The following is a 26,776-nucleotide window of genomic DNA, read 5'->3' on the forward strand; positions in this document are numbered from 1 at the left end:
AAGAGCCGACTCGTATGAGTTGGCTCTCCCGTCTATCATTGTTTCAACAACCATTCTTCAATTACTTTCACTGTTTCATCTCGTTGTGCTTTTGGCGTAATTAAGCTCGCATTATCACCTTTTTGCTCACCATACATGCCAAAATGAGCATGGTTTCCACCTTTTATCATGTGCATAGTTGTATTCTTTGACATAAACTTTTTATTGTCCTCTATTTTTTCTACAGTTGCTAAAGCATCTACTTCCCCATAAATTGATAACATCGGAATCGCTTTCGTAGAGAAGTCATCTGCAGGATAAGAACCTAAGAAAATGATCCCATCTACCTTGTCTTCATGTTGAAAGGCATACTTAGAAATCATAGCTCCCCCCATTGAATGGCCCGCAACATACCATTTTTGAACTTCAGGATACTGTGCCATTACACTGTCTACTGCATTGATTCCAAGTATCGCTAAATTTAATGGTAACTTAGGCATTACTACAAAGTGTCCATCTTTTGCAAGAGCTTCTCCCAAGTAACTATAAGCCTCCGCTTCTACTTTAGCGCCTTGATAAAAAATAACCCCTATTTTAGCATCTTTCTCTCCAAAAATTATATTCTCTCCATCTTTTTTATCATCTACTAACGACAAAGCCTCTTTCGTTGGTTTGTAAGTAAACTGAGACCAAGTCAAAAACGTAATACTTCCTATAAGTAAAATACCGAGTAAAGAGTACAGCGTAATTTTTATCCATTTCTTCACAAAGATGACCTCCCTAAGATGTATATATTCTATATTTCAGATTTTCATTAGCACACATAAAAACTCGAGCATTTTTATTATGCTCAAGTTTTCATTTACGTCTTTAATTTATACTATAAATGCTCCAAGATAAATATGTAGCAAATGTAGCCCATAAAAAATATGGAATGAGCAACCATGTCGATACTTTAGATAAACTGGAAGAAACCGCTATGAGAAGTAACGTAGTAATAGCGACTAGTAAACAATCTACTGTTGCTAAAAATAAATTTTTTTGACTAAATTGAAAGTAGCTGAACGCTTGATTACACATGTAATTTAAAAGGAATATAAACCAAAATGTTTTTGGCTTACATCCATATTTGTTGTAAATCATTGCAACCGATAATGCAATAAGTCCATATAAGACAGCCCAAATCAATCCGATTGTCATACCAGAAGGTGTCCAAGACGGCTTTTCTAGCGCATCGTACCAAGTGCGATCAATAGGAAATAAAATACTAGAAATATAAAACAAACCATATGTTAGTAAAAATACTAGAATACTAGATTTTTTCATAAACATTCTCCTTTTTCAATAGAAGGTTTTAGAAACTCTATATGATTATTCAGTCCCTTTAATGGGTAACATTCTAATATTTAAATTTCAAATACATATTGTTTAATCTATTTTATGCGAACTCTTTCATACTTTTATATGCACAAAGCGCTCTCTCTCGTGCTGCCTTATGGTCAACAACTGGCAAAGGATATGTATGACCAAGCTTAATATTGGTCTTTTGTAAAATATGCTCAGGTGCTTCCCAAGGTTTATGTATATACTTATTCGGTATATCTCTTAATTCTGGTACCCATTTTCTTATATACTCTCCATTTTTATCAAACTTTTCTCCTTGTGTGATAGGATTAAAAATACGAAAGTACGGTGATGCATCTGCTCCACTTCCAGCAACCCATTGCCATCCCATTGTATTATTTGCAATATCAGCATCTAGTAGTGTATCCATAAACCATTTTGCACCTTCTTGCCACGGAATTAACAAATGCTTTACAAGAAAAGAGGCTACAGCCATTCTTGCCCGATTATGCATAAAACCTGTTTGCCATAGTTCCCTCATTCCCGCATCAATAAACGGATAACCAGTTTCCCCCTTCTGCCATACTGTTAATAACTCCTCTTCCTTATTCCATGGAAAATGTTCAAAGTTTTTATTAAGCGGTTTATATACTGTAAATGGGTAATGATATAGCAAATAATAAGAAAACTCTCGCCAAATCAATTGACGGATAAAACTATTCACTTGTTTTTCAAAAAGACTACATTGTCTTTCGGTACTTTTATCGATTAAGTAATGATACATCCACTTCACTGATATTTGGCCAAATGAAAGATAAGGTGCCAACATCGAATGAGCATTTTCATTTGGAAAGTCTCTTCCTTCACTATAAGAGGCTAATTTGCTAGAGAAAAATTTCTTACATGTTTTGTATGCCCCTTCCTCTGTAGGCTCCCACATTGCTTCCATATGAGATGTCCACGGTATAGTCGGCAACAAATGTAATTCTGAAACAGATAAACTTGCTGGTAAAGAGTTTCCTCCTTTTATACGCTGCACTTTACTAATAGGCTTAGGTATTATCTGCTTTTGAAATGCATTGTAAAAAGGCGTAAACACCTTATATTCAGTGTTATCTTTCTTTTTAATAACCCACGGTTCTAATAATAAATGTGAATTAAATTCCTTACAGGTAATACCTTTATCTTCTAACATCATTTTCATTTTTTGATTAAATTGTAATCTTTCCGGATCATAACAAATATTCCAATATACAGCCGTTATACCTAACTGTTCTATGAGAGAAAGTATTTCTTCCTGTGTATTTCCTTTACGAATTATTAAAGTAGAGCCCAATGCCTCAAGTTGCTTTTGAACATCTATTATAGCATGATGTAACCACCACTTTGACGCACTTCCTATTGAAAAAGTTTCATCATGTACATATACCGGAACAACCTCACCGGACTGAGCAGCTTCAAATAAAGCTGGGTTATCATATAAACGAAAATCTTTTTGAAACATAACGATAATTTTATTTTGCATGGCTATCCTTTCTCATTCTTAAAGCACAATTCATTCTTTATGAGAACAAGTACTTCTGTTATTTTTAAATAATTATGAGAATCATCTTTTTTATTTTATAATCTTCTTCACTATAAACATTGATTTTCTATCTCTCTAAGTACATCATTTCCTATATTATCTATCTTTTCATTTTTTACGTTATTATATAAACTCTGTAAAACTTTTAACTCTGTTCTTAAATGTAAAATGACACTAGATAATATATATAACTTAGCCACACTCTCTTTTCCACACTTCTCTTCATATACTTTTTGAAGGGTAGTAAGATATAACGTCAGTTGAGAAATTTTAATTTTTAGCTGTTCTAGAATTAATTGTTCCTCCCCGTATTGTGCAAAAAGTAACGCTTCATATATAGGACGATGCATATCCTCTTTCTTTATCATTTGCTCTAATAATAAATGCTCAAATTCTTGTTTCCCACTTTTAGTAATACCGTAAATAGTCCGTTCAGGGCGTTGTTCATTACGAATAATATCAACAACTTCTATAAAGCCCTTCTTTTCAAGTTGCTCAAATGTATAATATAAAGAGCCTTTTGTAATTTTTATATAATATTTCATTTCACTATTTTTTAAAAGTTGCTGGACTTCATACGGATGCCTATTTTTCTCCATAAGAAGGCCCAGCATAAAAAGCTTTGTATTCATAACTCTCCACTCCTTAATAACCTATACCAATAGTATAAGCTAAAAATAAGCAAAGAATCTTTTTGTTTTATAAAATTTATGACTTCAAATTCACTTTATTATCCTTTGTACCAGCTTTGACATTCCCCATAAATAATATTGCCATAAATGAAACGATAATGGGAATTAAAGCTAATAGAAATACAGTAGTAATTGAAGATGACATAGCGGCTATAATTTTTTCAAGAATAAAAGTAGGGATACTGGCCCTTATATCTGAGCGAAATATTGCACTTGGATCACCTAAATTATTTAACATGCTGGAACTGTGTTCTATTCCCTTAAAAGCATCCTTTAAATTAGCTGTAAAGGTACTATTTTGAATGGAGCCAAAAATCGTTACCCCAATTGTCATACCTAGTGAACGAAAAAATGAATTTGTTGAAGTAGCTGAACCACGGAATCTCGGTTCCATATTATGAATAGAAACTGTAGGAAGTAAAGAAAACGAAAATCCAACCCCAAATCCCGTTATAATCATGTATATCGTTAAAAGTGCACGGCTTGTTTGCGGATCCATCGTTCCTAATAAATACATACCTATCCCAAAGGATATTACAGATAATAACATTAAGTTGCGGTAACTAATTTTCGTTTGAAATATTCCGCCAATGGCACTACCTACGACAGAACCTAACATCATTGGTGTTAAAATTAATCCAGCATTAGTTGCTGTTCCACCATATACAGCCTGAACAAAAATAGGAATGAATACTGTTAAAATAACAAATGTTGCTCCATAGAAAAATGTAATAATTTGAGATATTGCAAACTCCTTACGCTTAAACATCCAAAATGATATGATCGGATCTTTCACTTTTCTTTCTACCAATAGGAAGCCAATAAAAAATACAATAAACGATGTAAATAACCCAATGATTTGTATCGAATCCCACTTAAACTCTTTTCCTCCTAATTCTAAAGCGAACATTAAGCTAATTACTGCTATTACGAGCGTTATCGCCCCCCACCAATCAATATTTTGCTTAGTAGGTGGATTATTTTCTTTATAAGCTTTTAAAATAAAAATTAATGACATTAAACCAATTGGAATATTGACGTAAAAAATCCAATGCCAACTAATATTTTCTGTTATATACGCGCCTAATAAAGGTCCTAATACACTTGAAGAACCAAATACGGCCCCTAATAATCCAGTCATTTTTCCTCTTTTTTCAATAGGAAAAATATCAAATACAATGGTAAAGGCGATTGGCATAAGTGCGCCCCCACCTATACCTTGAATTGCACGATAAATACTTAGCTGAACAATGCTTTGCGCAGTACCACATAATGCAGAACCAATTAAGAAGATTAATAAACCAAAAATATAGAACCTCTTTCTACCATACATATCAGATAATTTCCCAAAAATAGGCATACCAGCCATAACTGCAACCATATAAGCAGAAGTAACCCAGACGAATTTATCCAATCCACCCAAATCTGAGACAATTGTACCAATTGAAGTAGCAACAATTGTATTATCCATTGCAGCCATTAAAATGCCTAGCATTAAACCAGCTATTACTAAGCGTAAGTTGGTCTCTTTTGCAACCATACCTCTTTCCTCCTTTTTTCACACCCAACAGAATAAATAGTCTAATTAAACTATATACTCATTATAGTTTAATTAGACTATTTTTCAATAAAAAAATAAATCCCCCCAAAATATATTGGAGAGATTACAAATGTAGAATTACTTCCTATATAAAATAATTAAAACCGTTAAAACGATCACTTCTTTATACTACTTTGATTTTGCATACATGTAGCTTATTCATTTAGTTTTGGTCTAGTTTGTAAATATAAATTCAAATCTGGACTTGAACCGCTAATAATTACATCTCGAACAATTTTAGAAAGTGCCATACTATATACTAATCCATTATCTCCATACGCATAGATAAAGTGACAATTTGGAAACTCTTCATACATTCCAATTATAGGTAAACCATCATGAGTACCACCATAAAAAGCGCTTAAATAAAATTCAGGTTCAACCGTAATATTTGGAAAGAGCTTATTAAATTCATTCACTAATTTCTCTTTTTTATGGATTAATTTTGAATCTCTTTCTTGTGCAATGTTTGTATCTTCATCTAACCCACCTATAATAATCCTGTTATCTGCAGTAGTTCTCATATAAATATATGGTCTCGCAGTTTCCCAAATGAGAGTACGTTTATACCAAGAAGATAAATCTTCTACAGGATTAGTAACAATTGCATATGAGCTAATTAGTGTAGCGTTCTTTTCCTTTTTAAATTCCAAACCTTCATATCCTGCAGCCACAATTACTTTATCGGCAGTAATAGAATTGCCCCCTTTTGTATAAAAAACAGCACATTCTTCCGCTAACTTTTTGCCAACAATCTCCGTATCTTCATAAATGTGGACTCCTCTATTAGAAGCTTGTTTTAATAAACTATGTGTAAATTTATACGGGTTTATTTCACCATCGTTATACGTATAAATAGCTGCACGTTTTGTAAATGGATATCTCTGTCCAATTTGTTCTTTTGATAGCCAAGTCGCTTTAAAATCATGCTTATGTAAATAATACAGTTCTTTCTCTAATTTCTTTATATCCTCTTCATAACTTGCATAATATAAACTGTCACGTCGTTTAAAGTCAGAGCAATAAGGTGTATTTTGATCAGCATATTCAATATCATTAATAGCTTGTTCACATAATTTCATATGCTTAACTGCATACTCTTCTCCAAATGTATTTACAAGTTCAAAAAACATCTTGTCACCTAAATATTGAATAAGTGCTGTATTTGTAAGGTTACTTCCATGTCCTACCTTTCTTTTATCAACGACAACAATCTTTAAATCTGATTCACTTAAATAGTATGCGGATTGAGCACCGGAGCTCCCTGCTCCTATTATTAGTACGTCACATTTTATATCTTCTTCCAACCGAGGATAAGAAGGTGTATTAGAAAAAGTTGTGTTCCAATATAATTTCCCTGTCTGTAAATCCATTTAAAGTGCACCGTCCTAAATAAAATAGTTATATCCCCATCTGTATCTCCAAATCATTTTTACTATATACTTCTTATCAAAATTATTCTTGCTATCATTAAATTATTAGTACAATATGTTTGTCCACTCATATTTGGTATTAAACTAAGCTTATAAAAAGTTAATAGTATATATATTATTTATTTTCATTTAGAAATTTAAGAACTTGGTTAAAAGCTTCTTGACCTGCTGGAGTGTTCATTTTAAATTGAAATTCATGCGCTAACTCGCCAGAGATATTTTTATCAAAGAAAAGTGTATCTACAGGTACTCCTTTATTTTGTAAAGTAGAAGCTAATGCTTTAGCTTGCTCTTCAAATGATGCAGTATTTCCATCTGTAATGAACGTTGGTGGATAATCTTTTGTAACGTGTTGATAAATAGAGGCGATTTCCATTTCAGGTAATGTTTCAAACTTCTTTTTCCCAAAGTAAGCCCAGCCAGTAGTACGCATAAAGTCTTGCACTTCTTTGGATGTTTCCATTTTAGCTAATGCAGGCATATTATACGGACCGCAAAATAGCAGTATACCTTTAATTGTAGAAGGAGCAACAATAGCGTCGATTCCAGTTAATTTCGCATAATCTGGAGATGTTTGAATAGTAACGAATTGTCCAGATATTTGCGCTCCAGCAGAATCTCCGGCAAAATACAGGTCATCTAGTTTCACATTATATTTCTTTGCATTTTCTTTTATATATTCGTAAGCCTCACCAAGTTGTAGTACTGGTGTAGGATACTTTCTTTTAGGAGCAAGAGCATAATTTATATTTATTACTGTATAACCACGAGCAGCTAATTCTACTGCATAACCAGTAATGTCTGATTTATCTCCACCTACAAACCCACCCCCGTGCACCCAAAAAATAACAGATTTTTTTCCCGTAAGGTTTTTGGGATAAATAATATCTAATGTACCATCAGGAAATTTAGAATTATAATTGATATCTTTAACAATTCGTGTCTCTTTTAGAGCATTTTTATAATTGTTAGATTGAACAAACATTCCACCTTCAAATGCTTTTTTTATGAGAAACGCTTTTGGAATAGGTGAAACATTCCAAAAAACAACTCCCGCAATAATCAATCCGAAAACAATACAAATAGTTAGCAACATTCTTTTTTTCCATATTATTTTAGGTTTTAACTGTTTTATTGTCATAATTAAAGAATCTCCATTATTTTTAATAATAATCTTAAAATAAAGTGAAACTTTAATCAGTGGGGGTTTTCTTCATCCCCCACTGATTATTAGTTGAACCAATCGGACTTTTATGGGCAGTTGATCCCCCGCCTAACTTCTTTGCTTTCGCTGAATTTTGAGGTGGGGGTCTTACTGCCCATTAAAGCGGGATAAATCACAACATAAATTTTTATTTCCCGCCTGCTAATCCGTCCTTAACATTTCATCCAAAAGGTTATATATTTTTATTATGTACATATTAGATATCTCCTATAAAACACATTAAAAATTCAAACAAAAAGAGCAAAAGATCCCCATTTATAGAAGATTTCTTTTGCTCTTTGTAAAAGACATAAGTCCAAATAAAAGTTGCTTATCTATCGATAATTTACACATAAGAATGCATTTGTTTTACTACTTGATTAGCAGAAACTTCAACAACCGTTTCTTTTCCACCTGTTCTATCAATCTTGAAACCATGAACTTTAACATTAGAAGGCACTAACGGATGATGACGAATCATATCTATACTCTTCTCAATATTTTCACTAACATTTCCTTTTCCACTTAGCCATTCCTCAAGGCTACCACTTGAAAATTCAGGCATACAATTTTCAAAGAGATAGTCTAGTTCCTTGTTATTTTTTATAGAATCACGTTGAATTTGCAGATTAAATACATTAGTTTCTTTATCCTCTATTCCGACAACAAAAATTTCTTCCACATTTTCTTGATAAATAGCAATAATAATAGACCTCATTATATCTCCAAAAGGATGTACAATTACAGAATCACAGCTGTGTATAGTCAACATATTTTCTCGTTGAATGTTAGTTACTTGTTGGATAATAGGCTCTATTCCTTGTTCAATGTCTGTTAACAATAAAACCTTTTTATGCTTTGCATTCATATATAGCACTCCTTCTTCATGATTGTATTTATGAAACTTTTAAGCTAGTAACAATGATTCATTACATGATTTTTACCAGTTTTTCCAGCGTCCCTCTGGATCAACACTTGCAAGTCTGACCCATCCATTTTGAACTTTTTCTCGAAATGTGAAATCCTTATTTAGCAAGCGTTCTATATATTCAATAGGCGCTTGAATTACAATGAGTAAACGAAGTGGTGAGTGATACGTCTCACTATCTGACTGCATAACGGATTGCCAAGGTAAGCCTGATAACAAATCACTTGCATTTCCCTGCATAACACCGAGACCTGCCGTAACGGTTTGTGTTGTTTTGTTTCCACTACCATAATAATGAGGAGCTACAGTTGAAGCGTAATATTGTAGATTGATCCACTGCGCTACTGTTCCTGGTCCCGCTATGATGCTAGCTAATATATCGCCATTTTCATCCTGTTTCCAATCATAATTATGAAGGAAAGCCCTACCTTCTAAGTCGCAATCCTGAGTTAATTGACGTTGCCCGATAATAAAAGATGCATTACGGGCTAATCCCCATTCCGGACGTATTTCACTCCAATCTTCTGCAAATCGATGTGCCTCTTTACTCGGATTTTTTATTTTCGTTTTAAAATTAGGTAATTGCGTTAAACGCTCTCTATTTGCATGTTGGCTCACATTTGGCATAACCGACTCAATACGATCAAATGCTTCTTGCGCAGTTTCCGAAAGTTCTGGGACGTAAATCCATTCCAATTCATCCACTGTTGTTTTATGTTCAGCTGCTGCAAAAATGGTATCCTCAGGAATTTTAATACCTTCAGCAGACAACGCCTCTCTCACTTCTGGAAGATTACATAAAGTAGCGAAAACTCTTGCATTAAATCCTCCCGCTGCTCCGCCACACGCACCACACTCAAGCGCTGCAGCATAAGGATTGTTCGTACTTTGACTACTGTGGCCGCACATTACAACTAAAGGAGCGAAACCTTCTGTTAATCCCACCATTTTTAAAGCTTGACGCACATAGTTCACTTTTTCTTCTTTCGTAAAACCGATCGGTATCTCACAGTTTGTATCATGAACATGATTAAGCGAGAAAGTTGTATCAGGCTTTTGCAACATATTTTTACGAAGGTTACGAATGAAGCCACCTACTCTTCTTGGCACAAAACTCCTTGTCACCATTTGTAAACCAAGTAAAGGACCACTTACTTCAGGTAGCAACATACTTGTCAGTACGTTCTGTTTCATCGTTTTAAATGTATAACGTACCGAACTGCCTACCATCTTACGTTGTTCATAAGATTTACATTCATTTTCATCTGTGAGCTCTTTTATTTGATGTTTCGGTTTTAATATAACTGGCAAAGAAGGATGGCTGTCATTACTACCTAGTTCACTAGTCGCAATTGGTAACCCAAAGAAACCAGCTATTCCAAACGTTTCGAACGGACCTAATTTTTCAAGGTGGCGACGAAACGGTTCTGAACGTACATCAATACAAAATGCTAATTGAGCTACTACACGCTTTTTATCATGAGTTGCACGTTGCTTAGAAGCAATCTTCTCCCTTAATTGCTCTGCATGCGTCTGTTCCCAAGCTTCTAGCCAAAGTTTCTTGCGAGTATTTTCATCAAAGCGATAAGCGAATGCCAATAATTTACTTTGTTCAGTTGCAGACATTTGTAACCATTTCTCTATTGAAATATCCCCCCAATAGATCCAAGAAGCTATAAGTGGGACGATCGAAACTTTTTTCTCAACCTTTTGATTTTTTAAAGGTAAATACGGTTTTACAATGGCTAGCTCCATAGAAAGTCGAACTGCTAAATATTCTATGAGAAGTTCCTGTTCCTCAATTGATTGCTGTGAGCGCCATCGTATCATTCCTGCCCACCCAGGCAAAGCAAGCAAGTGCCCTTCAAGGTAAGCTTGCTTGTTAGATTCAGGAATTCCTAGTTCAAATAAAGCTCTTGTTAAAGCTACCTGAGCATCCTGTGGCCAATCTTTTAAAACACTACGTTCATTTTTACTAAGCGCTGGATCAAATGTAATAAGGTGATGCCACGCACGATACAAACCTTTCTCTCGATTTGGCATCGTCCAACTTGACCCGGAGTCATCCAAATATAATTTACACCATTTAATGATGTGATAATTAAGAATATCAGATAGGTTTTCACCCTTTTGATTCTCTATAAGTGAACTGATTAATTGCAAAGAAGAGTCTTTCATACTCCCTGTATTTATATAACTTATTTCTTCTGCTAATTTATTTAATTCTGGCGATGATAACAAACTAGAAGGTAATCTTTCTAACTTTAAAGCTTCTTGGCAAAAACGCTCCGCCTTCGCTCGCGGGATATGAAAAGATTGTGAATCAAGCCAACGAGACAAGCCAATTTGTAAAAATGATTCCTCAATCTCCCCTTTTGCCTTTGCCGAATGAATCATAGAAGCACTCGGATATATATCCACATTACGAATTTCTTTTAAGCAATCTGCAACTTGTTCAAATGATTGTTTTTCAAGCCCCATCCAAGGGTGATGAGCTGCAAATGTAGCAATCGGCCAAAGTGGTGCAATCACTCGGCTGGCAGATTCAACTAAATCATTTATATTATTTTCTTGTAGATCAATATTTTTATCTTTCTTTTTTAAAGTCTCTTTCCTTAATATTGACGGTATGCTCATCACGAATTACCTCCCTTTGATACATCATGTTTCAGATAGCTTGGATGACTTTCTACTGACTTTCGTCTCGCCTCACCTACCCGAACTGACCAAAGATAAAGTACAGCGGATAAAGTAGAAGATTGATTACGAGTAACGAAAGTACAAATAACACTACTAAATAGTAAGATACATATAACAAAGATAACGGCTGAAGCTGAAGGTTGAACATTTTGATACATGTCAGTATGCAACCATTTATAAAGAGAATTATGAACGGCAAAGTAAATGAGAGAAAATCCAGCTAAAATAAATACGCCAACAATTCGTCCCATTCTTCCCTCTCCAAAAACAACAAGCTGTTTCCATGAAAAGTATAATGACCATCCTAAAATGAACGCACTAACGAATTGATACCCCTCTCCAGAAGTCATAAACCAAAAAGTAATCGCTATAAATAATCCGAAAACGCGCCCAACCATAGTCCATAAATTAGACACCTTTTCATTAGATTGCTTCACTACCCCAAAACGTTGTACGGAAGAACCAGCTTGTAAAAACAGTGTAGCTTTAAACAAACCATGTAAAATTAAATGAATAATAGCCGCCAAATAGGCTCCTAATGCGCATTGAATAAGCATAAACCCCATTTGTGCAATAGTTGATCCTACTAGCTGACGTTTATAATCAACTTGAACTAGATTAATTCCTGTTCCGATTAAGACAGAAATACTTGAGAAAATTAGTAAAATGATTTGTGCAATATCATCATGGAAAAGAGGTGAAAACCTAGTTAACATGATACCGCCAGCATTTACTAAACCAGCATGCATAATAGCAGAAACAGGAGTTGGAGCAACAGCTGACTCAATTAACCATCTTTGAAAAGGCCATTGTGCTGCTGGAATCATCACAGCTACTATAATCAATAAGTTAATTCCTGTTTTCTCCAACGTTCCAAATTGAGCTACATTTTCATTCGTTACAACTGATGTTAACTGCCACTGTCCAGTGATTTGAAAAAGCCAAATGATAGCTGCTAGCAAGGCGATCCAGCTTATTGTAAATAAATAACTAGAAATTTTTGTTGCTTCGCTAACTACTTTCCATCCTTTATTTAGACCTATGAGTAAAACCAATCCAATAAGAGTTGCTCCCCAACAAATAATCATGAAACGAAGATCATTACTTAACCATGCGACTGAAGATACACCTGTAGTACATGTAAAAAGTGCAAAGTATTTTCGATATGAGCGATCCCCCAGTAAGTAACGTATAGAAAAACGTTGAATGATTAAACCAATTGTAAGAACAAAGAAAGCCATGAACCAAGCTAAAGTATCTAAATGCCAAGGCCCTACAACGCTATCTCCATTGTGATTAACAAGTGCGAGTAAAGAAACCAATGAAGGCAATGCAGCGATACCAATATGGATATGAACAAAACGTAAAGGCATCCTTGCATGTAAAAACAATAATCCACTTAGCCAAGAAGCACTAAGCGCCATAAAAAATAATGTTAACAGTGTTGATGAACTCAGCGAAATTAACATGTACAATACTCCCTTCTAAACGAAAATAACCTGTAAAAATTCCTTTTAATTTTCTTTCACTCTTTTTAGTACATCGTTTTTTCCCATAAAAAAAACCGACAACTTCCATAATTCAATGATTTTATATCATCATTGAATTATGGAGATTGTCGGTTTCCCTTCAACTAACTTCAATAAAGTTTTTTGAAGAGCTCCCATTTTATAGAGGATAATGTATGTATTACTCCTGTTAAAAAGAAAAGTATATTTCTGATCTCCTAGATTATGCAATCAATATATCAATTTATGTTATGCGCTATCTTTTCATTAAGAAACTTTTTCATTTAGTCAATATTACATATTAAAAAAATGCTAAAGCCTTAATTATAGCAAACAGTTAAAATAAGCATCTATTAATTTTTAAAACAATTATAAGATAAACCATATTAAGCAGTTTGTCAATTTATTTATCCGTTTTACGAATCAAAATTCATTATACATAAATAATTTCAAGTTTTCTTGTTTTCTAATCATTACCTTGTTAATAAGATAAAATAAAGTACACAACTTGTAGATTTCTTAATTACCTCACTGCATTTTTAGTGTATCTTCCACTACTCCTACAGTGATTTTAATTTTTAAAATTTCTCCTCAAGATTATGGAACAATTTAAAAATCATTACTCGTTCACCAGTACGAGAACTTATATCCGTATGAAAACTTTTTACTTCTTCTCCAGTTAATTCTAGTATAATCTCTTTCAAATCGTCAATTCCAGATTCAACTAGCTCCGAACGATTTTTCTTTATCGTTAGCATACCGTCTTTCGTTTCGCAAACAGTATACTCAGCCGGTGTTAAAATACCTTGTAAATTTACGATAATCATATCTCGTAATATATCTGTCTTAACGGATATAGACCCGCGTCCTAGGTAGTCCTTTTCCCAGTGCGTAATTGCTTTGCTTATCTCTGATTCAATAGAGCCTTTTGAGTTTTTCATTTATGTATCCTCCTTCAATAAAATAAATTTACAATAACAATATAATAATCTGGATTGATTTTATTTTCAATTATTGAGAACAATTTATAGGAATCGTTGTAGGATATCCTTTAGGATTAAACTAAGTTTTTATATTGCGATATACGTTTTTTTGATTATTCCCAATAAGATACTCTTACTATAAGGACTCTATTGCATAGATTTCTAAAAAGGACATTCCGGAGAAAATAAGGAAACTCTTGTAATGTAATATATAAACAAAAAAGCCGATTTCTTTATAAAATAGTAAATTGACTTTTGTCTTAGTTATTGATTTAGTAATAAAAACACTTTTTTAAAGAAATAGGCTTATACTATAGACATTGATTTTTCTGGAAGTTTAACGAAAATGACCCTCATCACTGTATATTCCAAATCCATACCCTTGCTCTTTATAAAATTTAATACTTTCAGGAAGAGCTTGTAATGATAGCCTTACTATTGAAATTCTATTATAATTTTGTAATTGGAATGAATTTGAATTACATAAAGAACCAGAAAAAACAATATGATTTGGAGGTATCACGATGAACCTTTTAATTAGAAAGTTAGAAAAAAACGATGTAGGCAATTTCCCGGAAATTGATGATAGTTTTATAGTGAATGCTCGGTTAATTCTTTCTCTTTCCAAAGTAAATAGACGCATAGAATATACAGTAGAAGACGTTCCAAGTTATGAAAAAAGTTATTTACAAAATCAATATGATAATGAAGAACTTGCTTACAATGACTATATAAATAAACAGAATCAAGTAATTTACATAGCACTGTTACATAACCAAATCATTGGATTCATAGTATTGAAAAAGAATTGGAATCACTATGCTTACATAGAAGATATAACAGTCGATAAAAAATATCGTACACTCGGAGTTGGCAAGCGGTTAATTGATCAAGCAAAGCAGTGGGCAAAAGAAGGCAATATGTCCGGTATTATGCTTGAGACGCAAAATAATAATATCGCAGCATGTAAATTTTATGAAAAATGTGGATTTGTAATTGGTGGATTTGATTTTCTTATTTATAAAGGTTTGGATATGACAAATGATGAAGTTGCAATGTATTGGTATTTTCATTTCAAATGAAACTGTTTTTAACATGAAGCAAAGTCAAAATAAAACCCCCAATCTCTCTAAATTAAAATTGAGAAACTGGGGGTTTTTATTTAAAACAAGTAACTTATTAGTAATCCTGCTGATAATAAGAAGCCGAAAATCGTATTTGTCATCGCTGTTGATTTCATGGCGATGCGCATATACCCGGGATCTTTTGCCCCTCTTCGGAAACTTTGAACGGCAGAGATTGGTTTTCTCAAACCTAGGAACATAACTAATGCCCAAGGGCTTATATAACCCATTAATACAATTACCGCGATCCATAAATAAGCAATGAAAAAGGCTACAGCTAGTGTTACTATTGCTTTTTCTCTCCCAAGGAGGATTACTAATGTCTTTCTTCCACCTTTAATATCTTCTTCGATATCTCGGATGTTATTTGACATGTTAATTGCACCGACTAAAATTCCAATTGGAATGGAAATCAATACACTTTCAGTCGTTATCGTATTCGTTTGAATAAAGAAAGCAATAAGTACAAAACATGTCCCCATTAACAATCCAGAAACTAATTCTCCAAATGGAGTGTACGCAATTGGTAATGGACCACCTGTGTATAAATACCCAACTGCCATTCCAATTAAACCGATGACGACTAACCACCAGCTGCTATTCATACAAATATAAACTCCAATAATTGCTGCTACTACATACAATAAAAGTGCAACTGTTAACACGTTTTTTGGTTTCAATCCATGACGGACAATTCCGCCACCAATTCCAACAGAATCAGCTGTATCTAATCCACGTTTGAAATCATAGTACTCATTAAATAAGTTCGTCGCTATTTGCAATGCTAAACATGCAACCATCATCGCAATAAATAAAAGCCAATCAATTTTGGCAACATAAAGTGATGCCACTGTTCCTAAAATTACAGGAGAAAACGTCGCCGTTAACGTATGCGGGCGCGTCATCTTCCATATTAATTTAGCGGAACTAATTTCTTTTTCTGTCCCCATAACTCTGTTCAATCTCCCTACATTTAAGTATAAATTACTAGCAGTATCTTTCTATCTGTTTTCTGCCACGCATCCATTATACCAAAAAATGAATTGGTGATAGAACTGTAATGCTCTTGCTTGTCCTTCTTATCACTCTTGAATTCAGTTTTTCAAAAAAGTCCGTTGCTCACATTCGAACAACGGACCTTTTTATAGCAACCAATTTAAAACATCTTCAGCAATCTCTTCTGGTCTATCCCAATGCATTAAACGCTTATCTTCAAGTATAATCGATGCTATTTCATGTAAGTTGATGGCTAGACTACATCTTCACGCCCCTCAAATTAATATAGTTTAATAATTGTATGATTCGTTTATCATATGTGTGGTGTTTCAAGGTCCTATCCAGCCCATTTTTTGCTATACGTTTTCTTTCTTGTACATGTTCCAAATAATACTCCGCTTTTTCTATAAACTCCGATGCGCTATTAAAAGTTTCTATTTCAACACCTGGTATGTAATGTTTTGCTACATCTGGGCGTATATCAGTTAACTGAAAAGAACCTACAGCATTAATTTCAAACGTCCTATTATTTACTGAATACGCTTGAATATTTGCAGAATTACAATTCAATTCCTGATCAATTAGTGAACGATGCAAATTTATATTGATTTTAGTAGATACATAAAATTGTAACGCATCTTCATACTTCGCAAGTGGCAAGAGTTGTATTTTATCCTTTAACCTTTCATAATTCTTTAACTTCTCCCAACCGAACCCCACAATTTTTGTGTTTTTTTCTGCTAAATATTCTGAAATAGAATCAACAAAGTTAATTCTATTTTCAAATGCTGTGCCTATAAAACTAAGATCATACTTATATGTATCTTCTTTAAGAGAAGGTTTAAATACCTCTTGATTTGCTGCTAACGGGAGATGAAATACATTGTTACATCCTAATCCTCTATAAAACTTGATACAATTTAAATCTTGCGTAAATATGTAGTCATAATACGGGACAAAATTTTGTGTTATATCCGTATAATAAGGATCATCTGTCAGCCAAAGCCCAGTAGTAAATCCTGCCTTTTTTAAGAATGGTATAATATGATAAAATTCTTCACTTAAACCGCTTAGTACCAAAATAAAATCTGGTTTCATTTTTAACGCGGTTTTTATAGCTTTTTCTGGACTCACCATAATAGTATCGCTGTTTACCTTTTGTAAACTATTCAAAATTGCTGCTTCGATCATTGGATAATAAAAAGGAATTCCCGATTGAATAAATAAAATTTTCTTAGGAGTATTGCCCTTCATGTCATTTCCCCCTATTTCTACATAATCAAAGCGCACGAAAATTAGCAGTCTTTATTTTTCATAACATCTTCCTTTACATGTATAAGCAACGTTTATGTCCATTATGTTGAACTCCCCTCATTTTAGAAGCTGTCACGAAAGGGAATAAAGTTAGGTTATATTCAGCCCAATTATTAAACATAGAGAATGAATACATAAAAAAAGAGCCTGCTCGTATGAATTGGCTCTTTCTCTTTTACAATATCTAATACGCTATAGAGTATAAAAACATGGTTAAGATCAAATTATTTCCAAACAACTCCCCGCCGCTCGTATTCCATTCTATATTCAACAGCAGCTGCAATTTTAGGACTTGCGAACTTTTCCGTAATCCAAAGAGCTAAATCAAGTCCTGAAGTAACTCCTCTTGCAGTAATAACATTCCCTTGATCTACAATTCTATAAGGAAGAAGTTCTGCTCCATATTCACTCATTTCACCCTGCGCCAAATGATGCATTGTTGCCTTTTGACCGTTCAATATACCGGATGCAGCTAGTAGCATACCTCCTGTACAAACTCCAGCAACAATCGTTCCTTCATTGTTCATCTCTCTAATCATTTTGGTTAAAGTACCAAGCTCTGCTTGCTTTCGTACCCCATGTTCAGCTTTATGATTCCAGCCACCACCAGGTACAATTAACAAATCTGGACGATTATCCATGCGTAAAAAATCATGTAGTTTCACCGTCACTCCAAACGAAGTAGTAACTTCTTGTTTTGGTTCACTTGAAACGAATTCAACTGTAAACGGAGCCCCTTCTTCTATCGCTCTTTTCAGTACTTCAAAAGGTGCAAAGGAGACGAGCTCCCCAAATCCATCAAACAATACAATTTGTATTTTCATTTTTAGAACACCTCATATCGCTTCTTATGTGAATCGCAAATTAGGAGAATGCATGTTATGTACAAATTAACAATGAAGATAGCCTTTCTCCTCTTACTCTATAAACTTCCAAATGTTCTTCTAATTCCCTCTCATCACTTAATACACTTAGCGCTTTCTTCACAAAATTCCAATTCAAACTACCGGATAGCCATAGTAACGAAGAAAGTCTTTTGTAATCATTTGATGTTACAATATTATGAGCCTTATACCCTTCTAAAAATGCACTAGCAACACTTGGACTTACTTCATGTGATTGTATTCCTTCTGTGCGAGAATACCACTTTAGTAAAAAGGCTAGTCCTTCAATACGATCAACATAGCCAATCGATTCAACATCTACAATTCCTTTTACCTTTTGACTTGAGTCCCATAAAACATTCAAAGGATTTAAATCTGTCTGTACGATAAACTTTAATTCACTCGTATATGCGCACTCTATATGATATGTAGCGAGATCTATATACTCTCGTAATTCTCCACATGTGCTTGCCTTAGTTTCTAGCATATGAATAAACTGGGTATACCCATCTAAATGAGATTTCTTTTGAAAAATCGAGCTTTGAAATGCGCAAGAAATATCATGAATCTTTCTTGCTTCCTTTCCAAAGGCTTTTGCAATATTTTCTGTAAAATGTGTAATATGTTCTCCCTCAATCCAATTAGACAATACAAATCTGTATTGTTCATAATCCCACGCGACAAGTGTAAATGGCTCTCCTGCCCTATTCTTGTTTATCTGCATAAAAGGAATTCCACGTTCGCGTACATAATACGTAAACCGTACTTGCTCTTTCAATTGTTCATTTGATAACGTCCCAAAGGCCGGATTGCTTGTTCGATGGCTATTTATAAACCGTGCGGAATATCGATTTCCATTTACGATGATTTTATAATGCAAATCTGTATGCCAACTGTTCTTATGTAATTCTTCTTCGACTATTAGTGAATGAATTTCTTTAAAGTAGTTTATTAATATGTTTTTTATTATTTGTTCCATACTATTTTCCTTTCATGTGAAAACCCTCGATGATAGTTTTTTAACATACACTTCATTTACTCAAAAGGAAAATAATAACCTACATAATTAAACAAATTTGTAAAACCTACATTTTCTACAACGGCCACAGAAGGCTTATTTATTTCCATGCAGTCCCAATATGGAATAATATTATTCTCCAAACATCCTTTTACGAAACTATGAGCTATCGTTTGAGCTAATTTTCTCCCTTGGTGATTTTCTATCGTTTCAATATCTATGCAATGTATATTGTCAAAGACGAACCCCGAAAAACAAACACTTACAATCATGTTTTCAAAAACTATGCAATAGCCTATTCCCTCGTTAAAAAATTCATCAGGTGAGGACCAAAACTCTAAAATTTTTGATTGTAAAAACTCAATATTCTTCAATACATTCCCTTGATTTTCATAGAGAGCTTTACTCATTTTTATCACTGTATACCCTTGTTCAATTTTAGGTTCATGATTCCCCTCATAATCCTCTTCCTTTAGCGTATACACTCTTTGATTCCAACTCTTTAATTTACGATATTGAAATATTTTTTCGATTGTTTTATTCCACTTTGAATGATTACCAATTGCTTCAAAGCAATTTAGTCCAGCCTTTCTCGCCTCAGGTTCTATCACATTATCAATAAAACGATTCATTTCATTATTAAACTTTTCATTTTCTGCACTTCCTATAAAAAAGAAGCCATCGTTATTCCCTAACCAAATAAGTCCTGATTTAGGAGAATAGATGTTATCTACAAATATACGACCAGGATTCACCCCTGCAATTACAGCCTTCACTTCTAATTGCCCTTTTCCATTTACTAAACCGTTACATTTATAAAAATCATTCATGTTTAACTCAGAAATCATATGTTATCCCCCCCCTGAAACTGCTCTATTCTAACTTTACCATCATGACAGAATATTCTCTATTCGTTTTCATAGTTGTTTTAAATCAATAAAAAAGAGCCAATCCCTATAAAATAGAAGATTGACCCTTTCCTTTATTTACTCACCTGTTTCAGAAAATCGTTTTATACGTTCACCAATTTCATCACGAACACGTTGAAATTCAGACCATTCTTTTCCTGCTGGATCATCAAATCCCCAGTGAACACGCTTCACATGCGGAGGTGTCGAAGGACAAACAGAATCCGCATGACTACAAAGCGTAACGACTAAATCAGCACGATTTAAAATATTTGCATCAATTATATCTGATGTTTGATTTGTTATGTCGATATTTACTTCGTTCATTGCTTTAATTGCGTTTGGATTCACTCCATGTGCTTCGATTCCCGCAGAATACACATTCCACTTATCCCCTAAATATTGTTTCCCCCATGCTTCTGCCATTTGGCTTCTGCATGAATTTCCTGTACATAAGAAATAGATTGTCTTTTTATTTTCCATGTTGTTTTCCGCCTTTGTTTTTAAATTATACTGGTTGGTCATGAAAATATTTACGCTTAAACCAAAAAGCGACGTTTACAAGTGCAATCATGACAGGGACTTCAACTAAAGGACCGATCACAGCTGCAAATGCTGCGCCTGAATGAATACCAAACACACCAACTGCTACAGCAATCGCTAATTCAAAGTTATTACTACCTGCTGTAAATGCTAACGTTGTTGTTACCGGATAGTTTGCACCAATTTTTCTTCCCATAAAGAAAGAAACAAAAAACATTACAATAAAATAGATTAATAACGGAATCGCTATTCTTACTACATCTAATGGCACGCTAACAATCATCTCTCCTTTTAAAGAGAACATAACGATAATTGTAAATAGCAATGCAAGTAGTGTAAGTGGACTAATCTTCGGTATAAACACCTTTTCATACCACTGTCTTCCTTTTAACTTAACGAGTACAAAGCGTGTCAACATACCTGCTATAAAAGGAATTCCTAAATAGATACATACTGATTTCGCTACTTCTATCATTGTAATATCGACAATAGCCCCTTCAATCCCTAACCATTCTGGAATGACTGTTACAAATACGTATGCATAAACCGAGAAAAAGAGCATTTGGAATACCGAATTAAAAGCGACTAAACCGGCCGCATACTCTTTATCACCATCAGCAAGATCGTTCCAAACAATTACCATTGCAATGCAACGTGCTAATCCAATCATAATGAGACCAACCATGTATTCTGGTTTATCAGAAAGAAAAATAATTGCTAACACAAACATAAGTACCGGACCAATAATCCAGTTTTGTACTAAAGATAGAACTAACACTTTTACATCTTTAAATACTCGGCCCATTTCCTCATAGCGAACTTTTGCTAATGGTGGATACATCATGACAATTAAACCAACAGCAAGTGGAATAGACGTCGTTCCAACTTGTAATGTATTCAGTCTGTCTACTACACTAGGGAATACAAACCCTAAACCAATCCCAACAGCCATCGCTAGAAAAATCCATAGTGTTAAATATCGGTCTAGAAAGGATAAGCGTTTCATTTTATTTTCCATCTCCTATTAACAACAAGAATTTTTAGCTACCTCATTTGCAGTCGTGCAACATGATGACTCTTCAATTTTGTGAACATCACTATGTGCTTTCGTATAAAAGAATTCCCACTCATTCCCATCAGGGTCTGTTATCCAAAACTTATCTTGTACTGCATAGCAACAAGTCGTATCCATTTCATCACGCGCAAAGAAACCTTCTTTTTCTAATCTTTCTTTATGTAATGTAATTTCTTCAGCTGTATCCACTTGGAAACCGAAATGATTTACCTGATTTCCCTTCACTTCATCTCGTACGTTCAGCGTCAAATTAAGTCCTGGCGTCTCTAATAAAAATTTTGCATAATCCGTTTTCACTTTAACTGGTGATACACCAAATACTTTTTCATAAAATTCAATAGACTTCTCTAAATTCGTAACGTTTATACCGACGTGAACATATCTCATACCTTATTCCTCCTCTTTACATATCATTAATCAATTTTTTTTGATTAATAACTCAAAATTTTAACAGCAACTACCTTTCCCTGTTTTTCTAAAGATACAGCACAATTCTTCTGATAATAAATTATTCACTTCCGCATCATTTAAATCATAATAACTCCACGTACCTTTTGTTTCTTTTACAATCAAACCTGCATCTAATAAAATCTTTAAATGATAGGACAACTTAGATTGTGTCATTTCAAAAATCTCTGTTAAATCACATACACACGTTTGGCCTCGCTGACAAAGTTCATACATGATTTCTAAACGCTTTTGATCCGCTAATGCTTTGAATTTTTTCTCATAAAGATGGAAATTTTGCGCCACTGTAGTTCACTCTCCCTTCATCAATTTTTTTTGATATTTATAGTATATAGGCTGTTGAGTTCTTTATGCAACTAATACATCAATTTTTTTCGATTAATATAACCTCCTCTTCTTTCACATCTTATAGAGAATACATCTGTAGTCTCTTACAAACACATCATTACATTTTAATATAATTACATAACAGAAAAAATAGTACGTTATCCTTACTATGGTTCTCGTAAATAGGATAACGTACTATTTTTATACGAAATAAGAAGTATCAACTCTAACCGAAGACTCTTTGAAACACCTTGTCATTTCTCTATTGCTTTAACATAAAACACTGTTATGGAACTACATTTAGATTTTCAAACGACCATATTACTACTTCTTCATCTGGTGAAGTAGTATTTATCATCAATCTTAATATCATACAGTCCAATTGTAAGGCTTTCCTCTCAAACATTATCCTTCCCTCATATCTGTAAGGAGGTCATTTTTCCATGCAATTGTATGCACATAAGAATCTTTAACTCTAAACATACCGAGTGTGTAAAAAATATTGTATTTATCTTTGCTTATGAACTCTATGTCCAATTTATTAAAGTGACTACCGATATGAAAAGCAAGAAAGTACTCATGCCAATCTGAATAGGAGTTTTGAGCAAGTTTTGCCGCTTGTATCATATAATGTTCCGCTTCTTTTTTAGATAAATAACCTAATCTTTTACCAATTCGACTTAAACAAATACACCATGCATAATCAAATGCAGCAATCCCAGCATCAGGTAACATGTGCAATGAGTAATTCACAACGTACATTTTTTCATCGTTTGATTGTCTTGGAAGTAATAGCTTTCGCTGTGCTTCTGAAAGAGGGGTTAATTGATTGTACATCGTTTGAAATTCTTGGCGTGATCCTTCTGTTAATAACCACTCAATCATTTCTTTCAATTGTGCTGGTTCGTTACTATCAAATCTTTGTAATTGTTTCTTCAAAAACTTTTTCCCAAGTATACGGTCTCTTATAAATGTAAATTCATATTTTGTAAAATAATGAATAAGAAAATAAGTACCCATACATATAGTAGACATGCTTCGTAAATATTGTTTTACCTGTTTTTTCTTTCTTGAAACGAACACCTAAGCTCCTCCTTACATTTTGATTTTCAGTCTATAAAACTTCCACGCTTCCCAAACAACTGGAAGAAGAAGGATATATTTGAAAGGTAATCGCGTAATAATAGCAAGAATAAAAAATAAAATATACACCCAAGTACGTCTTAAAAACATGCCACTATACATCAATATCCAACCAAATACATAAGCCATTGTAACCCCTGGTTTATTTGGTTTCTTTCCGCTTTGTGCCAAAAACGAATTGAAATATGATAGAAACTCAACATGGTTCCTATCTATTTGAAAAGCATCCTGCACTATTTTTTCAGCTTTCTCTATTTCTCCCGCTTTTTCTAAGCATTTTGTCATCATGAACATCGCATCCATATGCTCTGGGTAGACAGAAAGAAGATGTTCACAATCTTTGATAGCATCGTGAAATTGCCCAAGATTATGCTGAATACGGGCACGATATAATAATGCATCTGGGTCGTCTTTATCAATCAACAGAATATTGCTAAATGCTTGTAATGCTTTCTCCTTATTGTCTATACGTAAATAATAAATACCTTGCATACGTAATAATTCAGGGTCCCTTTGATACATTGCAAACGCACGATCCAGTTCTTCTTTTACATCTTCTAATTCATTCGCTATCAGTTTCCTTTGTATTTCTTCTCGTATATAGAAATACAACTCAAAATCTAAATCAGCAGTTTTTTCAAAGATATCATAACGCATTTCTTTTTCGCCGCTAATTCTTTCTAATAAAAATTGAATTGTATTTTCTCCATATTCATTTACTAAATCATTTCTTTGCTCGCTGAATCGAAATACTTGATCGATTAATTCCCAAATCGAATGTGGGAAGTGATAATGATATAAGAAAAATTCAATTAACTGATCTTGTAGTGCTGCTGCATATTGAACATCCCATATCACATCTGAACGCAATATTTCCTCCCAATTCCCCTGCTCTATCCGTGCAAAGAAATTATCATAAAGCGTCTCAACACTTTCCATGAATGTATAGACTGGATGCTCAGTAATTGTAGTAGTAGCAATTTCCGCATCACTGTCAGTCCATGGAGAAAATACATGTTCCCTATCAAGGGCATTCATATCATCTATTTGAATCGACGGCTTATCTTTCATATTTTTCGCACTTTTCACTGCCTCGTCAAACGCTTCTCTTAATTTTTGATATCCTTCTGGATCATCTTCTGGATGATGTATTTTCAGGAGTTTTGCATAAGCTTTTTTAATGACTGAAATATTGTCAGTAGGTTCAATCTCCAATGTATTCCAAATACTCATTAGCGATTTGCCCACCTTTCCATACTTTCAATATGTTCTTTTAATATACTGGAAGCTTCTTTAATCTTTTTATCATTTTGCGTTGTAAGCACGCTCTCAAATTGTTGCAGTAATATAGAAATCTTTTTGCGTTCATCACCAAGTGACTCTTCATAAAGCCTTTCGCACTTTGCAAGAAGAAGTCGATTTTCTTCTCTATCTCTCGGATGAATTTTAATATGTCTTAACTCTAAAAGTCTCTCTTCTATTTCTGCATCTGTAAGATTTCCAGCGTTTTGCTGGATGATCGTTCTTTTCTTTTCTCCAGTTGATGTACTTATTACCTCAACTTCAAGAATGCCATTAATGTCGTATGTATAACGAATATCAACCGACTCATTTCCAGCAGGAGCAGGAGGAATCTTAATTTTGAGCTCGCCCAGTTTTAAATTATTTACTACCTTACGGTTTTCCCCTTGATATACATCAATAGTTATAAATTGTTGTTTATCCTTTACTGTATAGAGTCGCTCCACCTTACTTACAGGAATTGGTGTATTTCTCTCTATAATAGGGAAGAAGTACCCAGACTCTGACTTACCATCTCCAAATTCTTGAACAACACTTGTTCCTAAAGAATATGGACAGACATCGGTTAAAATCACTTCTTCTAAAGCCTTATTTCGTTCTTTTAAGGCAACTTGAATTGCAGCACCTAAAGCAACTGTTTCATCTGGATTTATATTTGCATAAGGCATACGCCCAAACATTTTAGAAATAACAGATTTCACAAGAGGCATTCGAGTCGCTCCACCAATTAAAATGACAGCGTCTAAATCATTCGGGTTTAACGAAGCATCACGAAGAGCACGTTCAATCGGATAACGAAGACGTAACAGTAGCGGCGTTACAATCTTTTCGAATTCACCCCTATTTATACTTGTTTCATATGTTTGATTATGAATCACAACATTCATAGTTGCAGTTGACTCATTACACAAAGCAAGCTTACAGCGTTCTGCTTGTGTATAAATTAATGATAATGTTTTTGAATCAAGTGACTCTGGATCCAGTTGATGGGATTCTAAGAAGAAGGTCATTAAACTTTTCGTGAAATCTTCACCACCAAGATAATTATCACCCGCAATAGATTTTACATCCATTATCCCTTCAAACAATTCCAAAATGGAAACATCAAAAGTTCCTCCACCTAAATCAAATACGAGAAATTTTGTTTCTGATTGTTCTTGGTATAAGCCATAAGCAATTGCCGCAGCTGTCGGTTCACTAATGAGGCGTTCTACTGTTAATCCTGCTATTTCCGCTGCACGTTTCGTTGACTTTCTCTGCGTATCATTGAAATAAGCAGGGACACTAATTACAGCACCGGTAACCTCTTCATTTAAATACGCTTCTGCGTCTTGTTTTAAAGATTTAATAACAAAAGATGATAACTCTTCAGATGAAAAAGTATATGTACCCAGCTCATATTTTTTCTCTGTTCCTATAAAACGTTTAAAAGTTGCTGCTGTTAGTTGTGGATGAGTAATTAGTCGCTCTTTCGCAATACGCCCAACTAAAATTTCCCCCGTTTCATCAACGCTAACTACCGATGGTGTGAGAAATTCACCTAAAACATTTGGAATAAGTGTTGCACCATCTTCCGACCATGTTGCTACTAAACTATTAGTTGTCCCTAAATCAATTCCAATTATCGCCATACTAATCCCCTCTCTTTTTACTATATTTTACTATACCATTATAAATAGGAAAAGTATGTAAGAAACTAATAATACTAAACTTTCATA

Annotated in this window: 24 protein-coding genes and 1 pseudogene; 1 reads left to right on the forward strand and 24 read right to left on the reverse strand. The window is 33.9% G+C overall.

Going from position 1 to position 26,776, the window contains the following annotated elements:
* Positions 1-35: 35 nt before the first annotated feature.
* The 12 genes and pseudogenes from BGI23_RS15215 to BGI23_RS28730 all read right to left on the reverse strand — a co-directional run.
* On the reverse strand, positions 36-746 hold the full coding sequence (locus BGI23_RS15215) for an alpha/beta hydrolase (protein ID WP_070806450.1): 711 nt from the start codon (positions 744-746) through the stop codon (positions 36-38).
* A gap of 103 nt (positions 747-849) precedes the next feature.
* Entirely contained in the window at positions 850-1,305 is a 456-nt protein-coding gene (locus tag BGI23_RS15220; protein WP_070806451.1) for a TspO/MBR family protein, read from the reverse strand.
* 112 nt (positions 1,306-1,417) lie between these two features.
* Entirely contained in the window at positions 1,418-2,848 is a 1,431-nt protein-coding gene (locus tag BGI23_RS15225; RefSeq protein WP_044793055.1) for a cryptochrome/photolyase family protein, read from the reverse strand.
* Between the two features lie 110 nt (positions 2,849-2,958).
* Positions 2,959-3,540 (reverse strand): PadR family transcriptional regulator, encoded by a 582-nt coding sequence (locus tag BGI23_RS15230; RefSeq protein ID WP_070806452.1) that lies wholly within the window; start codon positions 3,538-3,540, stop codon positions 2,959-2,961.
* Between the two features lie 76 nt (positions 3,541-3,616).
* Complete coding sequence (locus BGI23_RS15235) at positions 3,617-5,140, reverse strand: MDR family MFS transporter (RefSeq protein ID WP_070806453.1); 1,524 nt, start codon at positions 5,138-5,140, stop codon at positions 3,617-3,619.
* A gap of 215 nt (positions 5,141-5,355) precedes the next feature.
* Entirely contained in the window at positions 5,356-6,573 is a 1,218-nt protein-coding gene (locus BGI23_RS15240) for an NAD(P)/FAD-dependent oxidoreductase (RefSeq protein WP_070806454.1), read from the reverse strand.
* A gap of 175 nt (positions 6,574-6,748) precedes the next feature.
* Complete coding sequence (locus BGI23_RS15245; RefSeq protein ID WP_000153200.1) at positions 6,749-7,774, reverse strand: alpha/beta hydrolase; 1,026 nt, start codon at positions 7,772-7,774, stop codon at positions 6,749-6,751.
* Between the two features lie 409 nt (positions 7,775-8,183).
* Entirely contained in the window at positions 8,184-8,705 is a 522-nt protein-coding gene (locus BGI23_RS15250) for a carbonic anhydrase (RefSeq protein WP_000991947.1), read from the reverse strand.
* A gap of 72 nt (positions 8,706-8,777) precedes the next feature.
* Complete coding sequence (locus BGI23_RS15255; protein WP_070806455.1) at positions 8,778-11,402, reverse strand: DUF2309 domain-containing protein; 2,625 nt, start codon at positions 11,400-11,402, stop codon at positions 8,778-8,780.
* A complete protein-coding gene (locus BGI23_RS15260; protein WP_070806456.1) occupies positions 11,402-12,934 on the reverse strand; it encodes an NADH dehydrogenase subunit 5 in 1,533 nt (510 codons plus the stop codon). The genes BGI23_RS15255 and BGI23_RS15260 overlap by 1 nt, the downstream gene beginning before the upstream one ends.
* A 617-nt stretch (positions 12,935-13,551) precedes the next feature.
* Positions 13,552-13,914 (reverse strand): Na-translocating system protein MpsC family protein, encoded by a 363-nt coding sequence (locus tag BGI23_RS15265; RefSeq protein WP_000798157.1) that lies wholly within the window; start codon positions 13,912-13,914, stop codon positions 13,552-13,554.
* A 353-nt stretch (positions 13,915-14,267) separates the two neighbouring features.
* Positions 14,268-14,383: pseudogene (locus tag BGI23_RS28730) on the reverse strand (polysaccharide deacetylase family protein); the annotation flags it as partial.
* A 97-nt stretch (positions 14,384-14,480) separates the two neighbouring features.
* Here BGI23_RS28730 and satA point away from each other — a divergent pair.
* A complete protein-coding gene (gene satA / locus BGI23_RS15270) occupies positions 14,481-15,038 on the forward strand; it encodes a streptothricin N-acetyltransferase SatA (protein ID WP_070806457.1) in 558 nt (185 codons plus the stop codon).
* An 80-nt stretch (positions 15,039-15,118) separates the two neighbouring features.
* Here satA and menA read toward each other — a convergent pair whose 3' ends face one another.
* From menA to hscC, 12 genes are all read right to left on the reverse strand, one after another.
* Entirely contained in the window at positions 15,119-16,030 is a 912-nt protein-coding gene (gene menA / locus BGI23_RS15275) for a 1,4-dihydroxy-2-naphthoate polyprenyltransferase (protein ID WP_070806458.1), read from the reverse strand.
* A 304-nt stretch (positions 16,031-16,334) separates the two neighbouring features.
* Entirely contained in the window at positions 16,335-17,330 is a 996-nt protein-coding gene (locus BGI23_RS15280; protein ID WP_070806459.1) for a CgeB family protein, read from the reverse strand.
* A 284-nt stretch (positions 17,331-17,614) separates the two neighbouring features.
* Positions 17,615-18,214, reverse strand: a complete 600-nt coding sequence (locus tag BGI23_RS15285) for a DJ-1/PfpI family protein (protein WP_070806460.1) — start codon at positions 18,212-18,214, stop codon at positions 17,615-17,617.
* A gap of 55 nt (positions 18,215-18,269) precedes the next feature.
* Positions 18,270-19,253: a phosphotransferase gene (locus tag BGI23_RS15290; protein WP_070806461.1), complete on the reverse strand. Its 984-nt coding sequence runs from the start codon at positions 19,251-19,253 to the stop codon at positions 18,270-18,272.
* Between the two features lie 56 nt (positions 19,254-19,309).
* Positions 19,310-20,140 carry a GNAT family N-acetyltransferase gene (locus BGI23_RS15295; protein WP_070806462.1) on the reverse strand — a complete coding sequence of 277 codons (831 nt, stop codon included), beginning with the start codon at positions 20,138-20,140 and terminating at the stop codon, positions 19,310-19,312.
* Positions 20,141-20,278: 138 nt separating this feature from the next.
* The gene (gene arsC / locus BGI23_RS15300; protein WP_070806463.1) at positions 20,279-20,683 is read right to left on the reverse strand and encodes an arsenate reductase (thioredoxin); all 405 of its coding nucleotides are present in this window, start codon (positions 20,681-20,683) and stop codon (positions 20,279-20,281) included.
* Between the two features lie 25 nt (positions 20,684-20,708).
* The gene (gene arsB / locus BGI23_RS15305; protein ID WP_070806464.1) at positions 20,709-21,749 is read right to left on the reverse strand and encodes an ACR3 family arsenite efflux transporter; all 1,041 of its coding nucleotides are present in this window, start codon (positions 21,747-21,749) and stop codon (positions 20,709-20,711) included.
* Between the two features lie 18 nt (positions 21,750-21,767).
* On the reverse strand, positions 21,768-22,205 hold the full coding sequence (locus BGI23_RS15310) for an ArsI/CadI family heavy metal resistance metalloenzyme (protein WP_070806465.1): 438 nt from the start codon (positions 22,203-22,205) through the stop codon (positions 21,768-21,770).
* Between the two features lie 60 nt (positions 22,206-22,265).
* Positions 22,266-22,571, reverse strand: a complete 306-nt coding sequence (gene arsR / locus BGI23_RS15315) for an arsenical resistance operon transcriptional regulator ArsR (RefSeq protein ID WP_070806466.1) — start codon at positions 22,569-22,571, stop codon at positions 22,266-22,268.
* A gap of 447 nt (positions 22,572-23,018) precedes the next feature.
* Positions 23,019-23,696 carry a DUF1266 domain-containing protein gene (locus BGI23_RS15320; protein WP_070806467.1) on the reverse strand — a complete coding sequence of 226 codons (678 nt, stop codon included), beginning with the start codon at positions 23,694-23,696 and terminating at the stop codon, positions 23,019-23,021.
* A 12-nt stretch (positions 23,697-23,708) separates the two neighbouring features.
* Positions 23,709-24,989: a J domain-containing protein gene (locus BGI23_RS15325; RefSeq protein ID WP_046947398.1), complete on the reverse strand. Its 1,281-nt coding sequence runs from the start codon at positions 24,987-24,989 to the stop codon at positions 23,709-23,711.
* The gene (gene hscC, locus BGI23_RS15330) at positions 24,989-26,689 is read right to left on the reverse strand and encodes a molecular chaperone HscC (protein WP_070806468.1); all 1,701 of its coding nucleotides are present in this window, start codon (positions 26,687-26,689) and stop codon (positions 24,989-24,991) included. Before hscC ends, BGI23_RS15325 begins: the two co-directional genes overlap by 1 nt.
* Positions 26,690-26,776: the final 87 nt, after the last annotated feature.

Source organism: Bacillus sp. ABP14, from assembly GCF_001831375.1.
Taxonomy (GTDB): domain Bacteria; phylum Bacillota; class Bacilli; order Bacillales; family Bacillaceae_G; genus Bacillus_A; species Bacillus_A paranthracis.